This is a genomic window from Luteibacter sp. 621 (genome assembly GCF_050435445.1).
Lineage (GTDB): Bacteria > Pseudomonadota > Gammaproteobacteria > Xanthomonadales > Rhodanobacteraceae > Luteibacter.
In genome coordinates, this window is record NZ_JBNDKI010000021.1 from 33,775 (window position 1) to 50,142 (window position 16,368).

The window sequence follows — 16,368 nt, forward strand, 5'->3', positions numbered from 1 at the left end:
GTGGATGGGGAAGGCAGGGTTTCGGATACGTGCATTGGCAGCGGCATGCGCGGTGACGCTGGCGCCGCTGGCGGCGGCGGATGAGTTCGGCAAGGGCGCCATGACACTGGCCTGGCAGGTCGCCGAGGGCAAGGTCACCAACGTGGTGGCCACCGACCACATCAACCAGCGCGAGCTTCCCATCGCCGTGCCGTTCCAGCTCACGATGGCCGATGGCAGCGTGCTGGGCCCCAACGATTTCCGTATTACCGGCACGTGGCGCACCGAAACACTGAAAGCCGACACGAAGGCCTCGCGGGGCTCGGAGCGGTTGCCCGGCCAGGTGTTGAAGGCCAGCTTTACCGACGCAGGCGGGCGCTTCCGCGTGGACGTGGCCTGGGTGCAGCGCGATGGTTCCGATTACCTGCGTGAAGTGGTGACGATCAGTGCGCTGAAGGCGGATGAGTCGGTCCAGCGCGTGGACCTGCTGCAGGCGAAGATCCCCGATTCAGAGGTGGTCGGCAGTGTTGACGGCTCGCCGGTCATTTCTGGCCACGACTGGCTGGGCTTCGAGAACCCGCTGTCGAAGAGCCTGGTGAGCGGTGGCACGAAGGTGCAGATGTGGGTGGAACGCGAACTACCGCTGCGCAAAGGCACCTCGGTCACGTATTCGGCGGCCATCGGCGCCACCCACGATAACCAGCTTCGTCGCGATTTCCTGACCTATATCGAACGCGAGCGCGCCCACCCCTACCGCACGTTCCTGCATTACAACTCGTGGTATGACATCGGTTACTTCACGCCGTACACCGAGCAGCAGGCGCTCGAGCGCATTCACCACATCGGCGATGAGCTGGCGACGAAGCGTGGCGTGACGCTGGATTCGTTCCTGTTCGATGACGGCTGGGACGACTACAGCGGCAGCTGGGCGTTCAGTAAGGATTTCCCGCACGGCTTCAAGCCGCTGGCCGAGGCCGCCAGGGCGTACGGTGCGGCGCCGGGCATGTGGCTGTCGCCGTGGGGTGGTTATGGCCCGCCCTCAAAGGAGCGCGCAAAGCGCGCCGGCGAAGCTGGCTACGAGATCGTCGACAAGGGCATGGCACTTTCCGGGCCAAAGTATTACCAGCGCTTCCACGATGTGACGATGGCGCTGGTGAAGGATAACGGCGTCAATCAGTTCAAGTTCGATGGCACCGGCAACGCCAACAAGGTGTTCCCGGGCAGCGTGTTCGATAGTGACTTCGATGCCGCGATCCACCTGATCGACGACCTGCGCACGGCCAAGCCGGATCTCTTCATCAACCTCACCACCGGCACGCTGGCCTCGCCGTTCTGGCTGATGTACGCCGATTCGATCTGGCGCGATGGCGAGGATGATGAACTGGTCGGCGTGGGCAGCAAGCGCGAGCGCTGGATCACGTACCGCGACCGCGAGACGTACCACAACATCGTGGAGAAGGGTCCGCTCTTCCCGCTGAACTCGCTGATGCTCCACGGGATCATCTACGCGCGGGAGAACCGCAAGCTCAACACCGACCCGGGGCACGATTTCGCCAACGAAGTGCATTCGTACTTTGGCAGCGGCACGGCCTTGCAGGAGCTGTACATCACGCCGGAACTGCTTTCGACCGATGACTGGGACACGCTGGCGGAAGCCGCGCGCTGGTCGCGTACGAATGCCGGCGTTCTCCGCGATACGCACTGGGTCGGCGGCGATCCGGGCCGGCTGGATGTGTATGGCTGGGCTTCGTGGACGCCTGCCAAGGCCATCCTGACCTTGCGTAATCCCTCGGATAAGCCACAGGCATTCGTTGTCGACCTGGACCGCCAGCTTGAACTGCCGCCAGGCGCAAAGCGCCACTTCCAGGCCCGCAGCCCGTGGAAGGTGGATGCAGGCAAGCCGGCGCAGTCGCTGGGCGCCGATACGCCCACCACGATCACGTTGCAGCCGTTCCAGGTGATGACTCTCGAACTAACGCCGTAACCACAACCACGCCCCCGTGCCACGGGGGCGTCCACATCGCTCATCTCACGCGCACGCCGGGGGGGCATGGTCGCGAGGGAGGAGTGTTGCCTAAAAATGGGGAGAGCAGGGCATGAAGTATCGCAAGCGTGTTCTGGCCGCGGTGATCGCGGCGGGCCTGGCCAGCGGGGGTGCGCTGGCACAATCGACCACTGGCACGATCAGCGGCCAGGTGGCACCGGGCACGGGCGACACCGTGCACATTGAAAGCGGCACGGGGTTCCAGCGTGATGTACCGGTGGATGCGCGTGGCCGCTATGCCATCGCGCAGTTGCCGCTGGGCAACTACACGGTATCGCTGCGCAAGGCGGGCGCGACGGTGCAGAGCCATCAGAACGTGGCGTTGCGGGTCGGTGCGGCGACCGATGTTTCCTTCGCGGCACCTGCCGCGGCCTCCGAGACCCAGAACCTGGAGGGCGTGTCGGTATCGGCCAGTGCGTTGCCGCCGATCGATGTGGCCAGCGTCGATTCGCGTACGGTCATTACCTCGCAGCAGCTGGCGAAGCTGCCATTGGGCTTCAATGCCGAAGCCGCCGCCCGCCTGGCCCCCGGTGTGGTTGGTAACGCGGGTGGCTTCACCGGGCCCACCGGCCAATCGCTGATCAGCTTTGGTGGCTCCGCAGCCAACGAGAACGCGTACTACATCAACGGTTTCAACACGACGGATCCCCTGCAGGCGGCCGGTGGCCTGACGCTGCCTTACGGCTCCATCGACCAGCAGGAGGTCTACACAGGCGGTTACAGCGCGCAGTACGGCCGCTCCGATGGCGGCGTGTTGAATATGGTGGGCAAGCGCGGCACCAACGACTGGCACTTCGGCGGCAAGCTCAGCTGGGATCCGGCCTCTTTGCGCGCTTCATATGACAACACGTACTACCAGAATGGCCTGCCACCCGTGCCCGTGGCGGGCAACCTGTATTCCCCGCGCAGCAAGAACAGCAACTGGAACACGGTATACGACGCGTATGTCGGCGGCCCGCTGATCAAGGACAAGCTGTTCTTCTTCGCCTCCGGCGAATGGGCCAAGAGCGAGGGCGACAGGCTCGGCGCGGTGACATCGACCAGCCCGTACACTTCGTACGAGTACAAGATGCCGAAGTGGTACGGCAAGCTCGACTGGAATATCTCCGATAGCAATATCCTTGAAGTGACCGGCGCATCGAACACCCGCGAAACCAGCGGGGATATCTACAAGTACGATTTCAACGCATTGCAGCGCGGCGACGAGATAGGTCACGCCGATACCATCAAGACGGGCGGCAACCTGTGGACCGCCAAGTACACGGGATACCTTACCGATACGCTCACCCTGAGCGCGCAGTACGGCAAGATGCACACGCTGAACTACGAAGCGCCGGTCGGCTACAACGAAGCGCTGACCTACGTGAGTGGTACGGAGAACCAGAACCCCGCGTTCACCGGCGGCTTGCCGCGGACGGCGGGGCAGACGGTATCGAGCATCTACGATCCGAACCAGGGCAACCGCTCGAACAACCTGCGGGTGAGCCTGGCCTGGCAACTGGGTGATCACACGATCACGGCCGGTATCGATAACCTCAAGGCCACGGCCGAAGACCAGGGCGCGCGTACGTCAGGCCCGGGATACTCGTGGTCATACGGGTTCACGACATTGCCCGGCAATAGCCCGGCGCCCAGCCTGGGTGTGGCGCCGCCGAACAGCACGCCCGACGGCGCAGGCGGCTACTACGTGATGAAGAACGTCTCCTCGGCGGTGGCCACCGTGCGCACGACTGAGCGGGCCCAGTACATCGAAGACCAGTGGCAGGCCACTGACCGCCTGCTATTGTCGCTGGGCCTGCGCAACGACCAGTTCACCAACTACAACAGCGATAGCCAGCCGTATATCACGCAGACGAAGCCGCAGTGGGCGCCCCGTCTTGGCTTTAGCTGGGATGTGGAAGGCGACGCTTCGTTCAAGGTGTACGGTAACGCGGGGCGCTATTACCTCGGCTCGCCGCTGGCACCGGCCCTGAGTGCGGCAGCCGGCTACACCAGCACTACCCAGTACTTCACCTACTCGGGCATTGGCGCCGATGGCACGCCCTCGGGCCTCACTGCCTTGTCCGGGCCGGTGTCGGCCAATAACGCGTTTGGCGTCCCGCCCGATCCGCGCACGGTGACCGCGAAAAGCCTGAAGTCCGAGTACCAGGACGAATACATGCTGGGCTTCAGCAAGAGCATCGATAACCGTTGGGTCTACGGTGCCAAGCTTTCCCGGCGCGTACTGCGTACTGGCATCGATGATTTCTGCGACGTGGACCGGATCACGAATGCGGCAGCGGCACAGGGCATCACCGCGGCGTCGGTGAATAGCTGTTACCTGATCAACCCCGGCAAGGCCAACACGTTCGTGGTGCTGGATGACGCGGGCAATGCCCACGATGTAAAGCTCAGCAATGCGGAGATGGGATTCCCGAAGATCAAGCGTAACTACTATGCGCTGGATACCTTCCTGGAGCATCCCTTCGATGGCTCGTGGTATGGCCGTGTCGACTACACGTACTCGCGCAGCTACGGCAATACGGAAGGCCTGACCCAGTCGAACGTGCAGTCTGATGGTCCGTCGCAGTCGGAGGACTGGGATTTCCCGGCGCTGATGGTCTACAGCAACGGCCTGCAGGGTAACAACCACAAGCATCAGCTGAAGATGTACGGGTATTGGCAGATCAACCCGGAGTGGATGGTGTCGGGCAATCTGTCGCTTATTTCAGGCAGCCCCTCCACTTGCCTGGGACTGTTTGGCAGCGATAACTCCGACCCTGCCGGCTACAACTCCAACTACCACTTCTGCGATGGCCGCCCAGCGCCCCCGGGCTCAACCGGCAATATGCCGTGGCAGCGGCAGCTCGACCTGGGCCTGCACTGGACGCCTGCCTTCGCCGACCACAAGCTGGGCCTTAACCTGGACGTGTTCAACGTGACTAACGAACAGGCTGAGCTGAGCATCAACCCGCACTACTACCAGGACGCCACGGGCTCACCCAACCCGCTCTACCGCACCCCGCTCTACCTTCAGGACCCCCGCTACGTGCGCTTCTCCATCACCTACGACTACTAAGCCAGCAGGTTGAAAGCCCTTGTAGGAGCGCGCTTGCGCGCGATCGATCTAGCCGCAAGCACCCATCGCGCGCAAGCACGCTCCTACAAGGATGCCGGAACTTTTAGTTACTCCAGCGACGACGAGGTGATGGGACAGTCACCGCGAGGGGAATGGGGCCCAGCCCGACGCCGCACAGAACTGGTTCATCTGCTTCTCGAGGTTCAAGATCGTGTTCGATGCCTGGATGCTGGTGGTGACTTCGAGGTTTGTTTTTAGCAGCCAATAGCGTCCATGCGCGGTCCAGTGTCTGATCTTGAGAAGATCGGAAAAACTTCCAATGGTCATTGCGAGGCCCGGGGTGTTCAGTGCGTTGCCTGCGAGTTTCCATTCATCGAGAATCCCTCGTTCATAGAGCGGTACTTGCCACGTACGTTGAGATTTGGCGAACAGGATTTTCAGGCGGCCACCGAGGAAGCCATTAGCAGAGGAATTGTTTGATCGGAAAGCTGCGTCCAGCCGTATCCTCGCTTCCATTGATGCAATCAGTGTGAGTATGGCGGCAATTTCTATCTCGCGTTTGCTTGACGCAAAGTAGGCATCAATCTGATTTAGCGTGGAGTGTGGCGTGATGACCTCGGCTGCCGAAGTGCCCAAGGGTCGAGCGTGGATCACGGCGTGTTTCGCTTCCAGCAGCTCGCGATCGATTCCCGACTCACACACCTTGTGCCATGCGACGATGCTGCCAGGGTCGGTTCTGGATGGATCAGAGAAAAGCATGGTCAGGACTCAATGCCCAGGATGTTGAGCAAGGTGTTCTGAAACGCGTGCTGATCGAGAGGAATCAGCGCTGTCCGCGACTGTGCGTTCGCCAGGTGCCATGACGACTCGACCCATGCCGGCTGGGTCGTTGGCGTGCCCGAATGTATGAGTAAAAGCATGGCATCGCCGGCGGGTCCTTTCAGGTCCACGCGACCCACTGCGCCGACGATAAGTGTGCCTTGCGGTACGATCTCGACCGACTCGCCGCCTACGCGGATCACACCCTGCGTGACAGGGTACGTGCCGATGAAATCTTCCTTCAGGGTCAGGGTCCCGCAGACGAGTTCTGCGGTCCCGTCGTCGAGGAGCGGCGCGATCCAGTGGGCGATGGATTGGAAAAGCTCTTCGACACGTGACTTCCACCAGGTCCGTCTTGCATCCCAATCAATCGAAGGTTTAGCCGTTCGCTCCTGAGCAAAGTGTCGAAGTTTGCTGCTGAAGTCGTCATCTGACATGCGGAGGGCTTCCATGGGGTGGTCTCAGCGGCGCCTTGGCGGGGCTGGACAGTCTGGCTGAGTCGCTACGTCTTGATTGTAGGGCTTTTCTTCCCACGGGGTGAGCGTGCCTCGCGTCCGAATGTAATCCCTGACGCAGGCCTAATAGCGCAAGCGCGTGCTATTCTTATGGGCTATTCACGCTATCTGAGTCCTCCCCGGTGCTTACGCCACCCTGATCCACCGCCGTTTCCCCTGTAACGGCCGCGGCCACTGGCCGCGGGGTTGACGCTTGCCGCGCGTTCCGCCGGCGCATCTGGAAAACATACCCATGCATACCACCCGTTGGAGCCAGCAATGGTTCTTCAATGTGCGTGGCGACGTCCTTTCGGGCCTCGTCGTCGCGCTTGCCCTTATTCCCGAAGCCATCGCCTTCTCGATCATCGCGGGCGTGGATCCCAAGATCGGCTTGTACGCCTCGTTCTCGATGGCGGTGGTGATCGCATTCGCCGGCGGGCGCCCGGCCATGATCTCGGCCGCCACCGGCGCCATGGCCCTGCTCATGGTGGGGTTGGTGAAGGAGCACGGCCTGCAGTATCTGTTCCTCACCACGATCTGCACGGGCCTGATCCAGATGGCTATCGGTGCGCTGAAGCTCGGTTCGCTGATGCGTTTCGTCTCGCGTTCCGTGGTGACCGGCTTCGTCAACGCGCTGGCGATCCTGATCTTCCTGGCTCAGTTGCCGGAACTGGTGGGGGTGGCCTGGATGGTCTATCCCATGTGCGCGGCAGGTCTCGCGATCATCTACCTGTTCCCGTATGTGACGAAGGCGGTACCTTCGCCGCTGGTGGCCATCGTCGTGCTCACGATTGTCGCCGTCGTGTTCCGCATGGATATCCACCGCGTGGGCGATATGGGCGCACTGCCTGATTCACTGCCACGGTTCCTTTGGCCCGATGTGCCGCTGAACCTGGATACGCTGCAGATCGTGCTGCCGCATGCCTTGACCATGGCGGTGGTGGGCCTGCTCGAGTCGATGATGACCTTGCAGATCGTCAATGACATGACCGATACGCGCTCGGACAAGAATCGTGAGTGCGTGGGCCAGGGCCTGGCGAATATCGCCACGGGCATGATCGGCGGCATGGCGGGTTGCGCGATGATCGGCCAATCCGTGATCAACGTAAAATCGGGCGGTCGTGGGCGTCTTTCGACACTCGTAGCTGGCGTGGTGCTGCTCATCCTCGTGGTGTTTGGCGCGCCCTGGGTCAGCCAGATCCCGATGGCCGCGCTCGTCGCCGTCATGATCATGGTGTCACTGAGCACCTTCAGCTGGCGCTCGCTGGCTACGCTCCGTTCGCACCCCACCTCCAGCAGCGTAGTCATGCTGGCTACAGTGGTGGTTACCGTGTGGACCCATGACCTTGCCCGGGGCGTACTGACCGGGGTGCTGCTCTCGGCCGTCTTTTTTGCCACGAAGGTGGGGCGGCTGCTGGATGTGGATAGCTCGCTCTCCGGTCAGGGCGAACGCACGTATTCGGTCAAAGGGCAGATTTTCTTCGCGTCATCCGAGGCGTTCGTCGAGGCGTTCGATGGGCATGAGGATGGCCTTTCTGGCGTGGTCATCGACGTCGAGGAGGCCCACTTTTGGGACCTGACCGCGGTGGGGGCGCTAGACAAGGTGGTGCTCAAATTCCGTGATCGCGCTATACCGGTTGAGGTTCGCGGGCTGAATCGTGCGAGCGCCACGCTGGTCGCGCGCCTGGGTACCCACGATAAGGAAGACGCCCGTTCGGCACCGGGACATTGACGCCGCAGGTTTTCGTTCGGCTTTGATGTAGCAGAATAGAGGCCATGAAGCCCCGGAGGTCCCTGTGAACATCATCGTGGTCGAGGACGACGAACGGCTGGGTGCCGCGATCAAGCGCGCACTGGAGCAGCTCACCCACGTGGTGATGTGGCTGCGCACGGGTAACGAGGCGCTGGAGGCGCTGCGCCAGGAGAGTGTTGACCTGGTCCTGCTCGACCTTGGGCTGCCGAATAAGGACGGGGTCCAGGTGCTGCGCGAGGCGCGCCGGGCCGGGATCCGCACGCCCGTTCTCGTGGTCACGGCACGTGACAGCATCGAGGCCAGGGTGGAAGGGCTCGATGCTGGCGCGGATGACTATCTGGTCAAGCCGTTTCACCTGGACGAACTGGCCGCGCGCATTCGTTCCATCGCTCGCCGCGCCCAGGGCCTGGCCGATAACCTGATCGAGGCTGGCCCCTTGCGCCTTGATGTGGGCCGCATGGAGCTACTGATGGCCGGCGAGCGCGTGGACCTGACCCGGCGCGAATTCGCCCTGATGCATGTGCTGATGGAGCGGGCAGGGCGCATTGTCCGCCGCGATACCATCGAGAGTTCGGTCTATGGCAGCGAATCCGACGTAGGGCCGAACGCACTGGAAGTGCTGGTGCACTCGCTCCGTCGCAAGCTGGGGGCCGATAGCATCCGCACGGTGCGCGGTTTCGGCTACATGGTGCCGGCCGATCCTGCGTGAGCGACGGTTCGCTCCAGCGGCGGCTCCGCCGGCGTGTTGCCGTGGCCGTTCTCGCGGTGCTGCTGCCGCTCGGGCTGTTGGCCGCCTACCGGACCATCTCCGAACTCAACGAACTCTCCGACGTACGGCTGCGCCAGACGGCGGAGACCCTTGATGCGTTGTTGCGCCAGACCGGCGTCATGGCGGTGCAGAATCACGCGCGGCTTGAAGCGCTGCCCTCGGTACCGGTGATCGCGAATGGCGTAGGGCCGGCGTCGACCTATGAAGCCGAAGTGGGTTACCGGGTCACCGACAGGGATGGCGATCCGATCCTTATCACCGACAACATGCGCGAACTGCCCCGCGACCTGCCTGCAGATGGCAAGGTGGTATCGCTCGAAGTGCGCCGCCGCCGCTGGCACGTCTACACACGCATGGATCCGACGCTGGGTGTCACGATCAGCGTGGCCGAACGGCACGACACGCGCCGTGACGTGACCAACGCCGTGGCGATGGAACGGACGCTGCCCATCCTGATCGGCTTGCCGTTGTTGTTTATCGCCCTGCGCTGGGCGGTACGGCGGGGGCTGCGGCCGCTCGCAAAGCTTGCTACGTTGCTTGCCAGGCGTAAGCCCGGCGCCCGTGAGCCGGTCGTGGTGGCCGATTCACCACGCGAAATCGCGCCCATCGTGGATGCACTCAATGCGCAGATTGACAGCATTGAAGCCGCCCTGGATCGCGAGCGCCGCTTCAGCGCCGATGTGGCCCATGAGCTGCGGACGCCGATCGCCGCGACCATGATCAACCTCGATAGCGCAGTAGCGTTCGGCACGGCGGGGACATCGCCTGCATCATTGCCTGATGCGCTGGCCAGCCTGCGTCAGCTCTCACGCCGCACGGAGCAACTACTGGTACTGGCCCATCTGGACGACCACGCGCACCTGCCGCTCGTGCGGGTCGAACTGCAGCGCGTCGCTCGCGACGTTCTCGCCGAATGGTCCCCGACGGTCGATTGCACCCGCTTTACGCTGACGGTGCGCATGCCGGATGAACCGGTGACGGTCATGGGTTACCCGGAGGCTCTCGCCGCGATGCTCCGGAACCTGCTCGAAAACGCCGCGCGGCATGTACCCGCGAACGGCCGGTTGATGCTGGTGATCGAAGCCCGCGATGGTGAAGCGATGATCGACGTGGTCGATGACGGACCGGGCATTCCGACCGAACGGCGTGATGCCGTGTTCCGGCGCTTCCATCGCGAAGCGACCGGCCTGGGCGATGGGTTTGGCGTGGGCCTTTCCATCGTGCAGCGCGTGGCACAGCTGCACGGCGCCGTCGTAAGCCTGGATGACGCGCCGTGGGGACGTGGTTTGCGGGTGCGTGTCCGCCTGCCGCTCGCCGTGCGTACGGTACAGGATGGGTGAGCTAAGCGAAGGTGCCTTTGCTCGTGAGGATCGTGGCGACCCGCGCCGCCGTGCGTTCCGGGCAGCCATCCTCACAGGGCACGGCAGCGTTCCCGTCGCCAAAGGGTGCGTACCGTTTTGGATCCGTGCGGTTGAACAGGCCAATCGTGGTGGCACGTGTCGCAGCGGCAAGGTGCATCACGCCGCAATCGGCACTGATGTAAGTGCCCGCGGCCTCGATAAAGGCAGCAAGTTTGCGCGGGTCGCTCGTGAAGTAGGTGGGGTAGGCGTTGTCCAGCCGTGACATGCCGTCGGCCGCGACCAGTTCAACGATCCGGCGCTCGCCGATGCCCGCCGTGAGCACGGCGATAAAGCGTTGCCACCACGCAGTGTCGTGGCGCTTGGCGCCCGTGGCGTTCGGGAAGATGGCGAGGACAGGGGCGGTGCTGCCTTCGGGCCCTGCGCGCAGGACGCGCTGCAGTGTCTCCATGCCGGTGGTGCGTTCGGTATCGCGCAAGCGCAGGTCGAGCGATGGCCAATCCGCAGCAGGCATACCCAGTGCCACGCGTAACGCGTGCACCGGGCGCATCGCAAAGTGCGCAGGCGCGCCCGGCGTGCCATCGACGCGTACCTGGAACCGCGCCTGCGCCATGCTGGAGGCGATGCGCCCGGACGACGAGCCGGACGCGGCATCGATCACCAGATCGTAGCGTTTCGTGCGCAGGCGGCTGATGGTGCGGGCGGTGGCGATAGGCCTGCGCAGGGCACGCCGGTCCAGAAGAAAGAGTTCACCGATCGAGGGATAGCCCGCGAACACACTTTGCGTTGCGCCTCCTGAGCCGAGGATGTCGACTTCAGCGCCGGGAAAACGCGCCTCCAGTTCGGCGATCAGCGGCGTCACCATCAAGGTGTTGCCTAACCGGTGGTTCGGCCGGCACACGAGGATGCGCTGGATGCCGCCCCGCGGCAGTTCGCCTGGGGCGACCAGGTTGGCCGCATGCGGAAATACCCGCTTCGCCATCCACGCGGCAGCTTGCCGGCGAAATGATTGCAGTCGTCCATGCATGGGCGTGCGCTTCCCGTCCGGGGAGGTCGCGGTGCGTGAAGCGGCGGCGATCATGGGCATGCAGATTCCGGTGGCGCGGAGGGAGTGAGCGTTGCGCACACCTTGCCGTCGTCACCTTAGAGCCTCCTGTCAGCCGTATGACAGGATGCTTACTTAGTACGGCCTTAGATGAACGATCGCGTGATGCACAGGGTCAAGCCGAAGCTCCCGCTAAGGTCGCGCCGCGATGCTGCCCCGCTTCATGGAGGCGTTGCATGTTCCTGGTCGTACTTTTCATTTGCACGGTGGCGGCGTTCGCGGTTAGTGCTGTCAGTGGCGGCGGTGCCGGCCTGGTGTTGATGCCAGTGCTAAGGATGGGGCTCGGCATGGAGCAAGTGCCGGTCGCGCTATCGCTGGGCAGCGCAGCCAGTTCGATCGCACGTATCGGCGCGTTCTGCCGGCACATCGAGTGGGGGATCGTGCGCTGGTTTGTTCCGTGTTCCTTGCCGGGCGCGCTCATGGGTGCGTGGCTTCTCCAGTACGTGAGTCCCGCCTACGCACAATGGATGGTTGGCCTGTTCCTTGTGGCGAACTTCCCCATGCTGTGGCGCAAACCGCAGCGTGGCGTTGCGCAGCGTGCCCCGGCACGGCCGCTGCTGGTTTGCGTCGGGGTACTGGCGGGAGCGGTTTCCGGATTTACGGGCGCGGTTGGTCTGCTGTTCAACGGCTTCTACCTTCGCTACGGCCTGTCGAAAGAGCACCTGGTGGCCACGCGCGCGGCCAACGAGATCGCACTGCATGGTGTGAAACTGGCGATCTATGCGTATTTCGGTCTGGTGACAGGCGAGTCGCTTGTCGCGGGCGGGGTCCTTGGTGCGGGGGCGATCGCCGCGACACTTGGCGTGCGTTACGTGCTTCCGCTGATCAGCGAATCCGTGTTTCGCCGGGTGGGCTACGCCTCCATGGTGATTGCCGGCACCGCGATGCTGCTAGGCGCGGGTAGTGAGTTGGTCGCACGCCATGGGCTTGCGGTCGAGCCGCGACGTGTCCACGGCGGCGTCGATGCCCGTATCCATGGGTTCGGGCGCGTGGCCACGCTGGAGCTTCGCCGCGATGAAGCCCCGGAAGTGGAGTACGAGGTGGCGTTGTCGGCATTGCCCGAGGGGTTACGCGCCCGCGCGGAAGCGTTGGCTGCGGATGCCGATCACGCGATGGTCGAGGTGGTTCACTCGCTCACCCGCCGGCGCTTCGAGCTGCACGTCTGGCGGGGTGACGTCATGGAGAAGTACAAGCTCTAGCCGCGCGGTCCCAGTCGTGACGGATCCGCCTGCAGCTTGCTGTACGCATGGAGCACATCGGCAGCATTGGCCTGGTCCGCCGCCGAGCCGGGGTGCCGTGCATTTTCCGTCAGCAGCGGCAGAAGGTCGCGCGTGGCTTCCTGGTGTGCCGGTGTATCCGTGTCATCAACCAGCTGGCCGACCATGTACTTGAGTACGTGCGTATCCTGGCTGGCATCGTGGCTCACGGAGGCGGTAATCAGCTTGCCCTTGGCGTACGCGATATTTGTACTGGCGTGCGCGGAGTCGTCGATCGTCGTGTAGTTGTAGTTCTGCGAGCCGAGCTTGTCGGTGAGGTTGAGGGGTGTGTCTGGCCACGGCGAGGTGTGGAAGCTCGCGGTCAGGTGGCTGGTTTGCGATTGCGCGATGTGGCGGTCACTGGCGTTGCGTCCGCTGAGCGTGGTGGATTGGGACGCGTCGTAGTTGAACGTATCCAGTTCGCTGCCTTGCCGTGGGTTGGACGCCTGGGTTGCCTGCGAGATGGATACATCGAAATCCGCGAGCCCCGTTAACAACGCATGATCGTTGCCCGAGAGGCCGCGAACGCTGGCCCGCGTTGCCGCGTCCGAGGGTGATGGCGGGTAGTTGCTGTTGAGTTGGCTGAAGCCATCCTTGAACAGGCTTACCAGCGACGCATCGGCATGCCCGCGTCGCGCAGCGGCATCGATCTGGTCAAGGTAGCTGGCCACCGAGGCATCGCGCTGCGCACGATTGCCCCAGGTCGCGGGGTTGCTCATGTCGAGGTCCAGCGCGATTGAGCCACCTGCGCCATCGACCTTGAGCGAGCGGCTGTCGCTACCGGTGTGAAGTGCGATGGATTCGTGCACACCTGGCGCGGTGGCGATCGATGCGTTGAGGTCCACGCTGGTGAGCACCGAGGGATCGGCGGACATCAGGCCATCGAGCGAAAGCGTGGGCGGCTGCTTGCCAAGGCCATCGACGGCATCCTGGAAGGCACGGGCAAGGCCGGCCACTGCCTGCTTCTCGCTATCGGTGAGGGTTCGGTCGGAGGTAAGGCTAACGGAGAGGCCGCTCTGGGTCCCGCTCAAGGAGAGCTTGACCGTGGCGCCGCTGGCCGTGCGGATGCCAAGGCTGATGGACGCATCAGCACTACCTGTACCCGGCGCGTCGGAGACGAAATTCGCCCCATCGGTGGCAAAGCGGCCCAGCAGCGCCTGGCCAAGCCCAGCGAAAAGACCGGCGGGCTGGCTGGATGCACTGTTGCGCGCCATCAGGGCGGCGAGCGCATCGTCCGACGAGGGATCAACGGTTGCCGTCGCCGCGCCGCCATAGGTGGGGTCAGGTGCGGGCGTGCTTGCCTCGTAGACGACCGATGGCTTCATCGGCGCGTGGGTCGACGCAGCAGGCTTCGAGGTCAACGCGTAAAGCCTGTCCTGCCACGATGCGGCAGGCGAGTCTTGAGTCGTTTTCAGCAGCAGGGGATTCACAACGATCCTTCGTCTTATGGCTCCCTTGGGTAACGACGGGCGGCGCAAAAACTTGAGCCGCCCGCCAGGTCACGATCAATACGCGACTTCGAGCAGTACTTCCAGTTCCACCGGCACGCCCAGCGGCAGGCTGGCCATGCCCAGGACAACGCGAGGAGCGAGCTTGTCCTCGCCAAACACGCTGGCCATCAGCTCCGAGGCGCCGTCAGCGATCGCGGGATGCTCGCGAAAATCACCAACCGTTGCGATGTAGATGCCCAGCTTCGCGACGGCCGTCACCCTATCGAGCGAGCCCAGGAACGCTTTCGCGGCGGCCAGTGCGCTGAGGGCGGCCATTTCTGCCGCCTTGCGGCCATCGGCTACCGTCAGCGCCTCGCCTACGCGGCCCAGCAGGGGCAGGTCATGGCCCACGGCGGGTAGCATGCCGCTGAAGTACACCATGTTGCCAACGCGCACCGCTTCGACGTACTTGCCAAACGGCGACGGTGGCGGGGGGAGCGTGATACCCAGTTCCACCAGCCGCTGTTCTGCGCCAGCGGCCTGCGCTTGCGGGGCGTTCATCACCACTTACCCAGGTGGGCGCCGCCATCCACACGGAGCGCTTCGCCAGTGACGCGCGGCGCCTCGGTGACGAACACCACGGCATCGACAACTTCCTGGATGGCCGAGATGCCATGGATCGGCGAGAGCGTCGCCAGGATGTCCTTCGGGCCGTTGGCGTGCATCGGCGTATCGACGATGCCGGGGCCGACGGTGTTCACGCGGATACCCTGTTGCGCGTATTCCATGGCGAGGTTCAGTGAGGCCGACTCAATGCCACCCTTGGTGATCATGGCCACCGCGGCGGGGACGCCCGCGATCGGGTGATCGGCCAGGGGCGAAGTAATGCTGGTAATGGCGCCACCAGTACCCTGGGCAAGCATCTGCGTGATCACGCGCTGGGTCATGTACACGAAACCATCCAGGTTGATCGACAGCAGCTGGCGGTAGTCTTCTTCGGTGGTATCGGTGAACGGCTTGGCGATGAAGATGCCGGCGTTATTGACCAGGCCATCGACCTTGCCGAACGCCTTCACGGCGGCCTTCACGACGGCTTCGGCGGTGGCGGCGTCGGCGACATCGCCGTCCACGCGGATCAGGCGATCGGAGACCGGCAGCTCTTTCGACTCGCTGACCTTGCGCGACGTCGCGACCACGTTATAGCCGCGATCGAGGAAGGTCTTGACGAGCCCGGCGCCGATGCCCTGCGAAGCGCCGGTGACAATGATGGTTTTAGCGTTCATAAGTGACTCCGAATCGGTAGGGGAGGTGTCTTGCTGGATGGGTATCCTCCGCCGATCCGCATTACTTGATTAGACGGAAAAGTCTGGAATCTCTTTTCCATCTGTGCAAAAGTCGCGACATGCTCGACCTCAACGACATCGCGGTGTTTATCCGGGTGGCCCAGTTGGGCAGCTTCAGCCGTGCCGCCCAGGCGCTGGGCATGCCGGTATCGACCGTAAGCCGGCGGGTCACGGCGCTCGAAGATGAGTTGGGAGTCACGCTGATCCAGCGCAGCACGCGCAAGCTCAGCCTCACCGTGCAGGGCAGGGCGTATTACGAGCAGTGCAGCGAGCCGCTCAACGAACTGCATGACGCGGAGCGGGCGCTGACGCAGACACAGAAGACCGCGGAAGGCCTCTTGCGCGTATCTGTTCCGGTCATCCTGGGCCAGGCGCCCTTTTTTGAGTTCGTGTCGGAATTCATGCGCGCGTTCCCGCGCATCCGGGTGGATCTGCACATCACCAATGCCTTCCTCGATCTGATCGGGGAAAACATCGACGTGGCCATCCGCTACGGCGACCTGCACGATTCGGCGCTGGTGGCACGTCGCCTCGGCACGAGCTTCCGCTATATCGTAGCGACGCCGGAATACCTCGCCGGGCGCAAGCTCCCGCAAAAGCCGCAGGACCTGCAGGCGTTCGATTGCGTGATGATCAACGCCCGCAACAACCAGGCCGAGTGGCTGCTGATCAAGGGGAGGCACGCCGAGCGCGTGCACGTGAGCGGGCCGCTAACCAGCCGCGACTTCAATTCGGTAAGTGCGTTCGTTTATCGCGGCCATGGCGTGGGCTTCCTGCCATCGGCCTATTGCGACGAGAAGATCGCCGCGGGCGAGTTGGTGCGGCTGCTACCGGAGTGGTCATCACCGGAGTTCCCGGTGCACGCCGTCTATCCCACCCGCCGGTTCATGCCCCAGCGCCTGCAGGTATTCCTGGATGCGCTGGCGGCATGGCAAAGCCCGTCGTGGCGACGGGATTAAC

At 63.6% G+C, this 16,368-nt stretch carries 13 protein-coding genes; 7 read left to right on the top strand and 6 right to left on the bottom strand.

Annotated features, from left to right (window positions below; genetic code table 11):
* Window positions 1–34 precede the first annotated feature (34 nt).
* Window positions 35–1,963, top strand: a complete 1,929-nt coding sequence (locus tag ABIE56_RS18715) for an enterotoxin (RefSeq protein ID WP_429245316.1) — start codon at window positions 35–37, stop codon at window positions 1,961–1,963.
* Window positions 1,964–2,075: 112 nt separating this feature from the next.
* Window positions 2,076–5,081, top strand: a complete 3,006-nt coding sequence (locus ABIE56_RS18720; protein WP_429245317.1) for a TonB-dependent receptor plug domain-containing protein — start codon at window positions 2,076–2,078, stop codon at window positions 5,079–5,081.
* Between the two features lie 138 nt (window positions 5,082–5,219).
* On the opposite strand, the gene ABIE56_RS18725 is transcribed toward ABIE56_RS18720, so the two are convergent.
* Together ABIE56_RS18725 and ABIE56_RS18730 are read right to left on the bottom strand one after the other, a co-directional pair.
* Window positions 5,220–5,840 carry a hypothetical protein gene (locus ABIE56_RS18725; protein WP_429245318.1) on the bottom strand — a complete coding sequence of 207 codons (621 nt, stop codon included), beginning with the start codon at window positions 5,838–5,840 and terminating at the stop codon, window positions 5,220–5,222.
* Window positions 5,841–5,842: 2 nt separating this feature from the next.
* Window positions 5,843–6,337: a hypothetical protein gene (locus tag ABIE56_RS18730; protein WP_429245319.1), complete on the bottom strand. Its 495-nt coding sequence runs from the start codon at window positions 6,335–6,337 to the stop codon at window positions 5,843–5,845.
* A gap of 310 nt (window positions 6,338–6,647) precedes the next feature.
* Here ABIE56_RS18730 and ABIE56_RS18735 point away from each other — a divergent pair, with 310 nt between their 5' ends.
* The 3 genes from ABIE56_RS18735 to ABIE56_RS18745 all read left to right on the top strand — a co-directional run bounded on the left by ABIE56_RS18735 (window position 6,648) and on the right by ABIE56_RS18745 (window position 10,256).
* Window positions 6,648–8,126, top strand: a complete 1,479-nt coding sequence (locus ABIE56_RS18735) for a SulP family inorganic anion transporter (protein WP_429245320.1) — start codon at window positions 6,648–6,650, stop codon at window positions 8,124–8,126.
* A 64-nt stretch (window positions 8,127–8,190) separates the two neighbouring features.
* The gene (locus ABIE56_RS18740; RefSeq protein WP_429245321.1) at window positions 8,191–8,856 is read left to right on the top strand and encodes a response regulator; all 666 of its coding nucleotides are present in this window, start codon (window positions 8,191–8,193) and stop codon (window positions 8,854–8,856) included.
* Window positions 8,853–10,256, top strand: a complete 1,404-nt coding sequence (locus ABIE56_RS18745; RefSeq protein ID WP_429245322.1) for a sensor histidine kinase — start codon at window positions 8,853–8,855, stop codon at window positions 10,254–10,256. Before ABIE56_RS18740 ends, ABIE56_RS18745 begins: the two co-directional genes overlap by 4 nt.
* 1 nt (window position 10,257) lies before the next feature.
* Here ABIE56_RS18745 and ABIE56_RS18750 read toward each other — a convergent pair whose 3' ends face one another.
* Window positions 10,258–11,361: a glycosyltransferase family 9 protein gene (locus ABIE56_RS18750; RefSeq protein ID WP_429245323.1), complete on the bottom strand. Its 1,104-nt coding sequence runs from the start codon at window positions 11,359–11,361 to the stop codon at window positions 10,258–10,260.
* Between the two features lie 194 nt (window positions 11,362–11,555).
* On the opposite strand from ABIE56_RS18750, the gene ABIE56_RS18755 reads away from it, so the two are divergent.
* Window positions 11,556–12,578, top strand: a complete 1,023-nt coding sequence (locus ABIE56_RS18755; protein ID WP_429245324.1) for a sulfite exporter TauE/SafE family protein — start codon at window positions 11,556–11,558, stop codon at window positions 12,576–12,578.
* Here ABIE56_RS18755 and ABIE56_RS18760 read toward each other — a convergent pair.
* The 3 genes from ABIE56_RS18760 to ABIE56_RS18770 all read right to left on the bottom strand — a co-directional run bounded on the left by ABIE56_RS18760 (window position 12,575) and on the right by ABIE56_RS18770 (window position 15,348).
* A complete protein-coding gene (locus ABIE56_RS18760) occupies window positions 12,575–14,065 on the bottom strand; it encodes a hypothetical protein (protein ID WP_429245325.1) in 1,491 nt (496 codons plus the stop codon). The two genes, ABIE56_RS18755 and ABIE56_RS18760, sit on opposite strands and share 4 nt — an antisense overlap.
* A gap of 75 nt (window positions 14,066–14,140) precedes the next feature.
* Complete coding sequence (locus ABIE56_RS18765; protein WP_429245326.1) at window positions 14,141–14,626, bottom strand: RidA family protein; 486 nt, start codon at window positions 14,624–14,626, stop codon at window positions 14,141–14,143.
* Window positions 14,626–15,348 (bottom strand): SDR family NAD(P)-dependent oxidoreductase, encoded by a 723-nt coding sequence (locus ABIE56_RS18770; RefSeq protein ID WP_429245327.1) that lies wholly within the window; start codon window positions 15,346–15,348, stop codon window positions 14,626–14,628. The genes ABIE56_RS18765 and ABIE56_RS18770 overlap by 1 nt, the downstream gene beginning before the upstream one ends.
* Before the next feature lie 119 nt (window positions 15,349–15,467).
* Here ABIE56_RS18770 and ABIE56_RS18775 point away from each other — a divergent pair, with 119 nt between their 5' ends.
* Window positions 15,468–16,367, top strand: coding sequence for a LysR family transcriptional regulator (locus ABIE56_RS18775; protein WP_429245328.1), 900 nt, complete (start codon window positions 15,468–15,470; stop codon window positions 16,365–16,367).
* The last annotated feature ends 1 nt before the right edge of the window (window position 16,368 follow it).

Bases quoted from the DNA above. Each gene is read 5' to 3' on its own strand.
- ABIE56_RS18720 (WP_429245317.1), top strand. From the start codon at position 2,076: ATGAAGTATCGCAAGCGTGTTCTGGCCGCGGTGATCGCGGCGGGCCTG.
- ABIE56_RS18725 (WP_429245318.1), bottom strand. From the start codon at position 5,840: ATGCTTTTCTCTGATCCATCCAGAACCGACCCTGGCAGCATCGTCGCA.
- ABIE56_RS18730 (WP_429245319.1), bottom strand. From the start codon at position 6,337: ATGTCAGATGACGACTTCAGCAGCAAACTTCGACACTTTGCTCAGGAG.
- ABIE56_RS18735 (WP_429245320.1), top strand. From the start codon at position 6,648: ATGCATACCACCCGTTGGAGCCAGCAATGGTTCTTCAATGTGCGTGGC.
- ABIE56_RS18750 (WP_429245323.1), bottom strand. From the start codon at position 11,361: ATGCCCATGATCGCCGCCGCTTCACGCACCGCGACCTCCCCGGACGGG.
- ABIE56_RS18755 (WP_429245324.1), top strand. From the start codon at position 11,556: ATGTTCCTGGTCGTACTTTTCATTTGCACGGTGGCGGCGTTCGCGGTT.
- ABIE56_RS18765 (WP_429245326.1), bottom strand. From the start codon at position 14,626: ATGAACGCCCCGCAAGCGCAGGCCGCTGGCGCAGAACAGCGGCTGGTG.
- ABIE56_RS18770 (WP_429245327.1), bottom strand. From the start codon at position 15,348: ATGAACGCTAAAACCATCATTGTCACCGGCGCTTCGCAGGGCATCGGC.
- ABIE56_RS18775 (WP_429245328.1), top strand. From the start codon at position 15,468: ATGCTCGACCTCAACGACATCGCGGTGTTTATCCGGGTGGCCCAGTTG.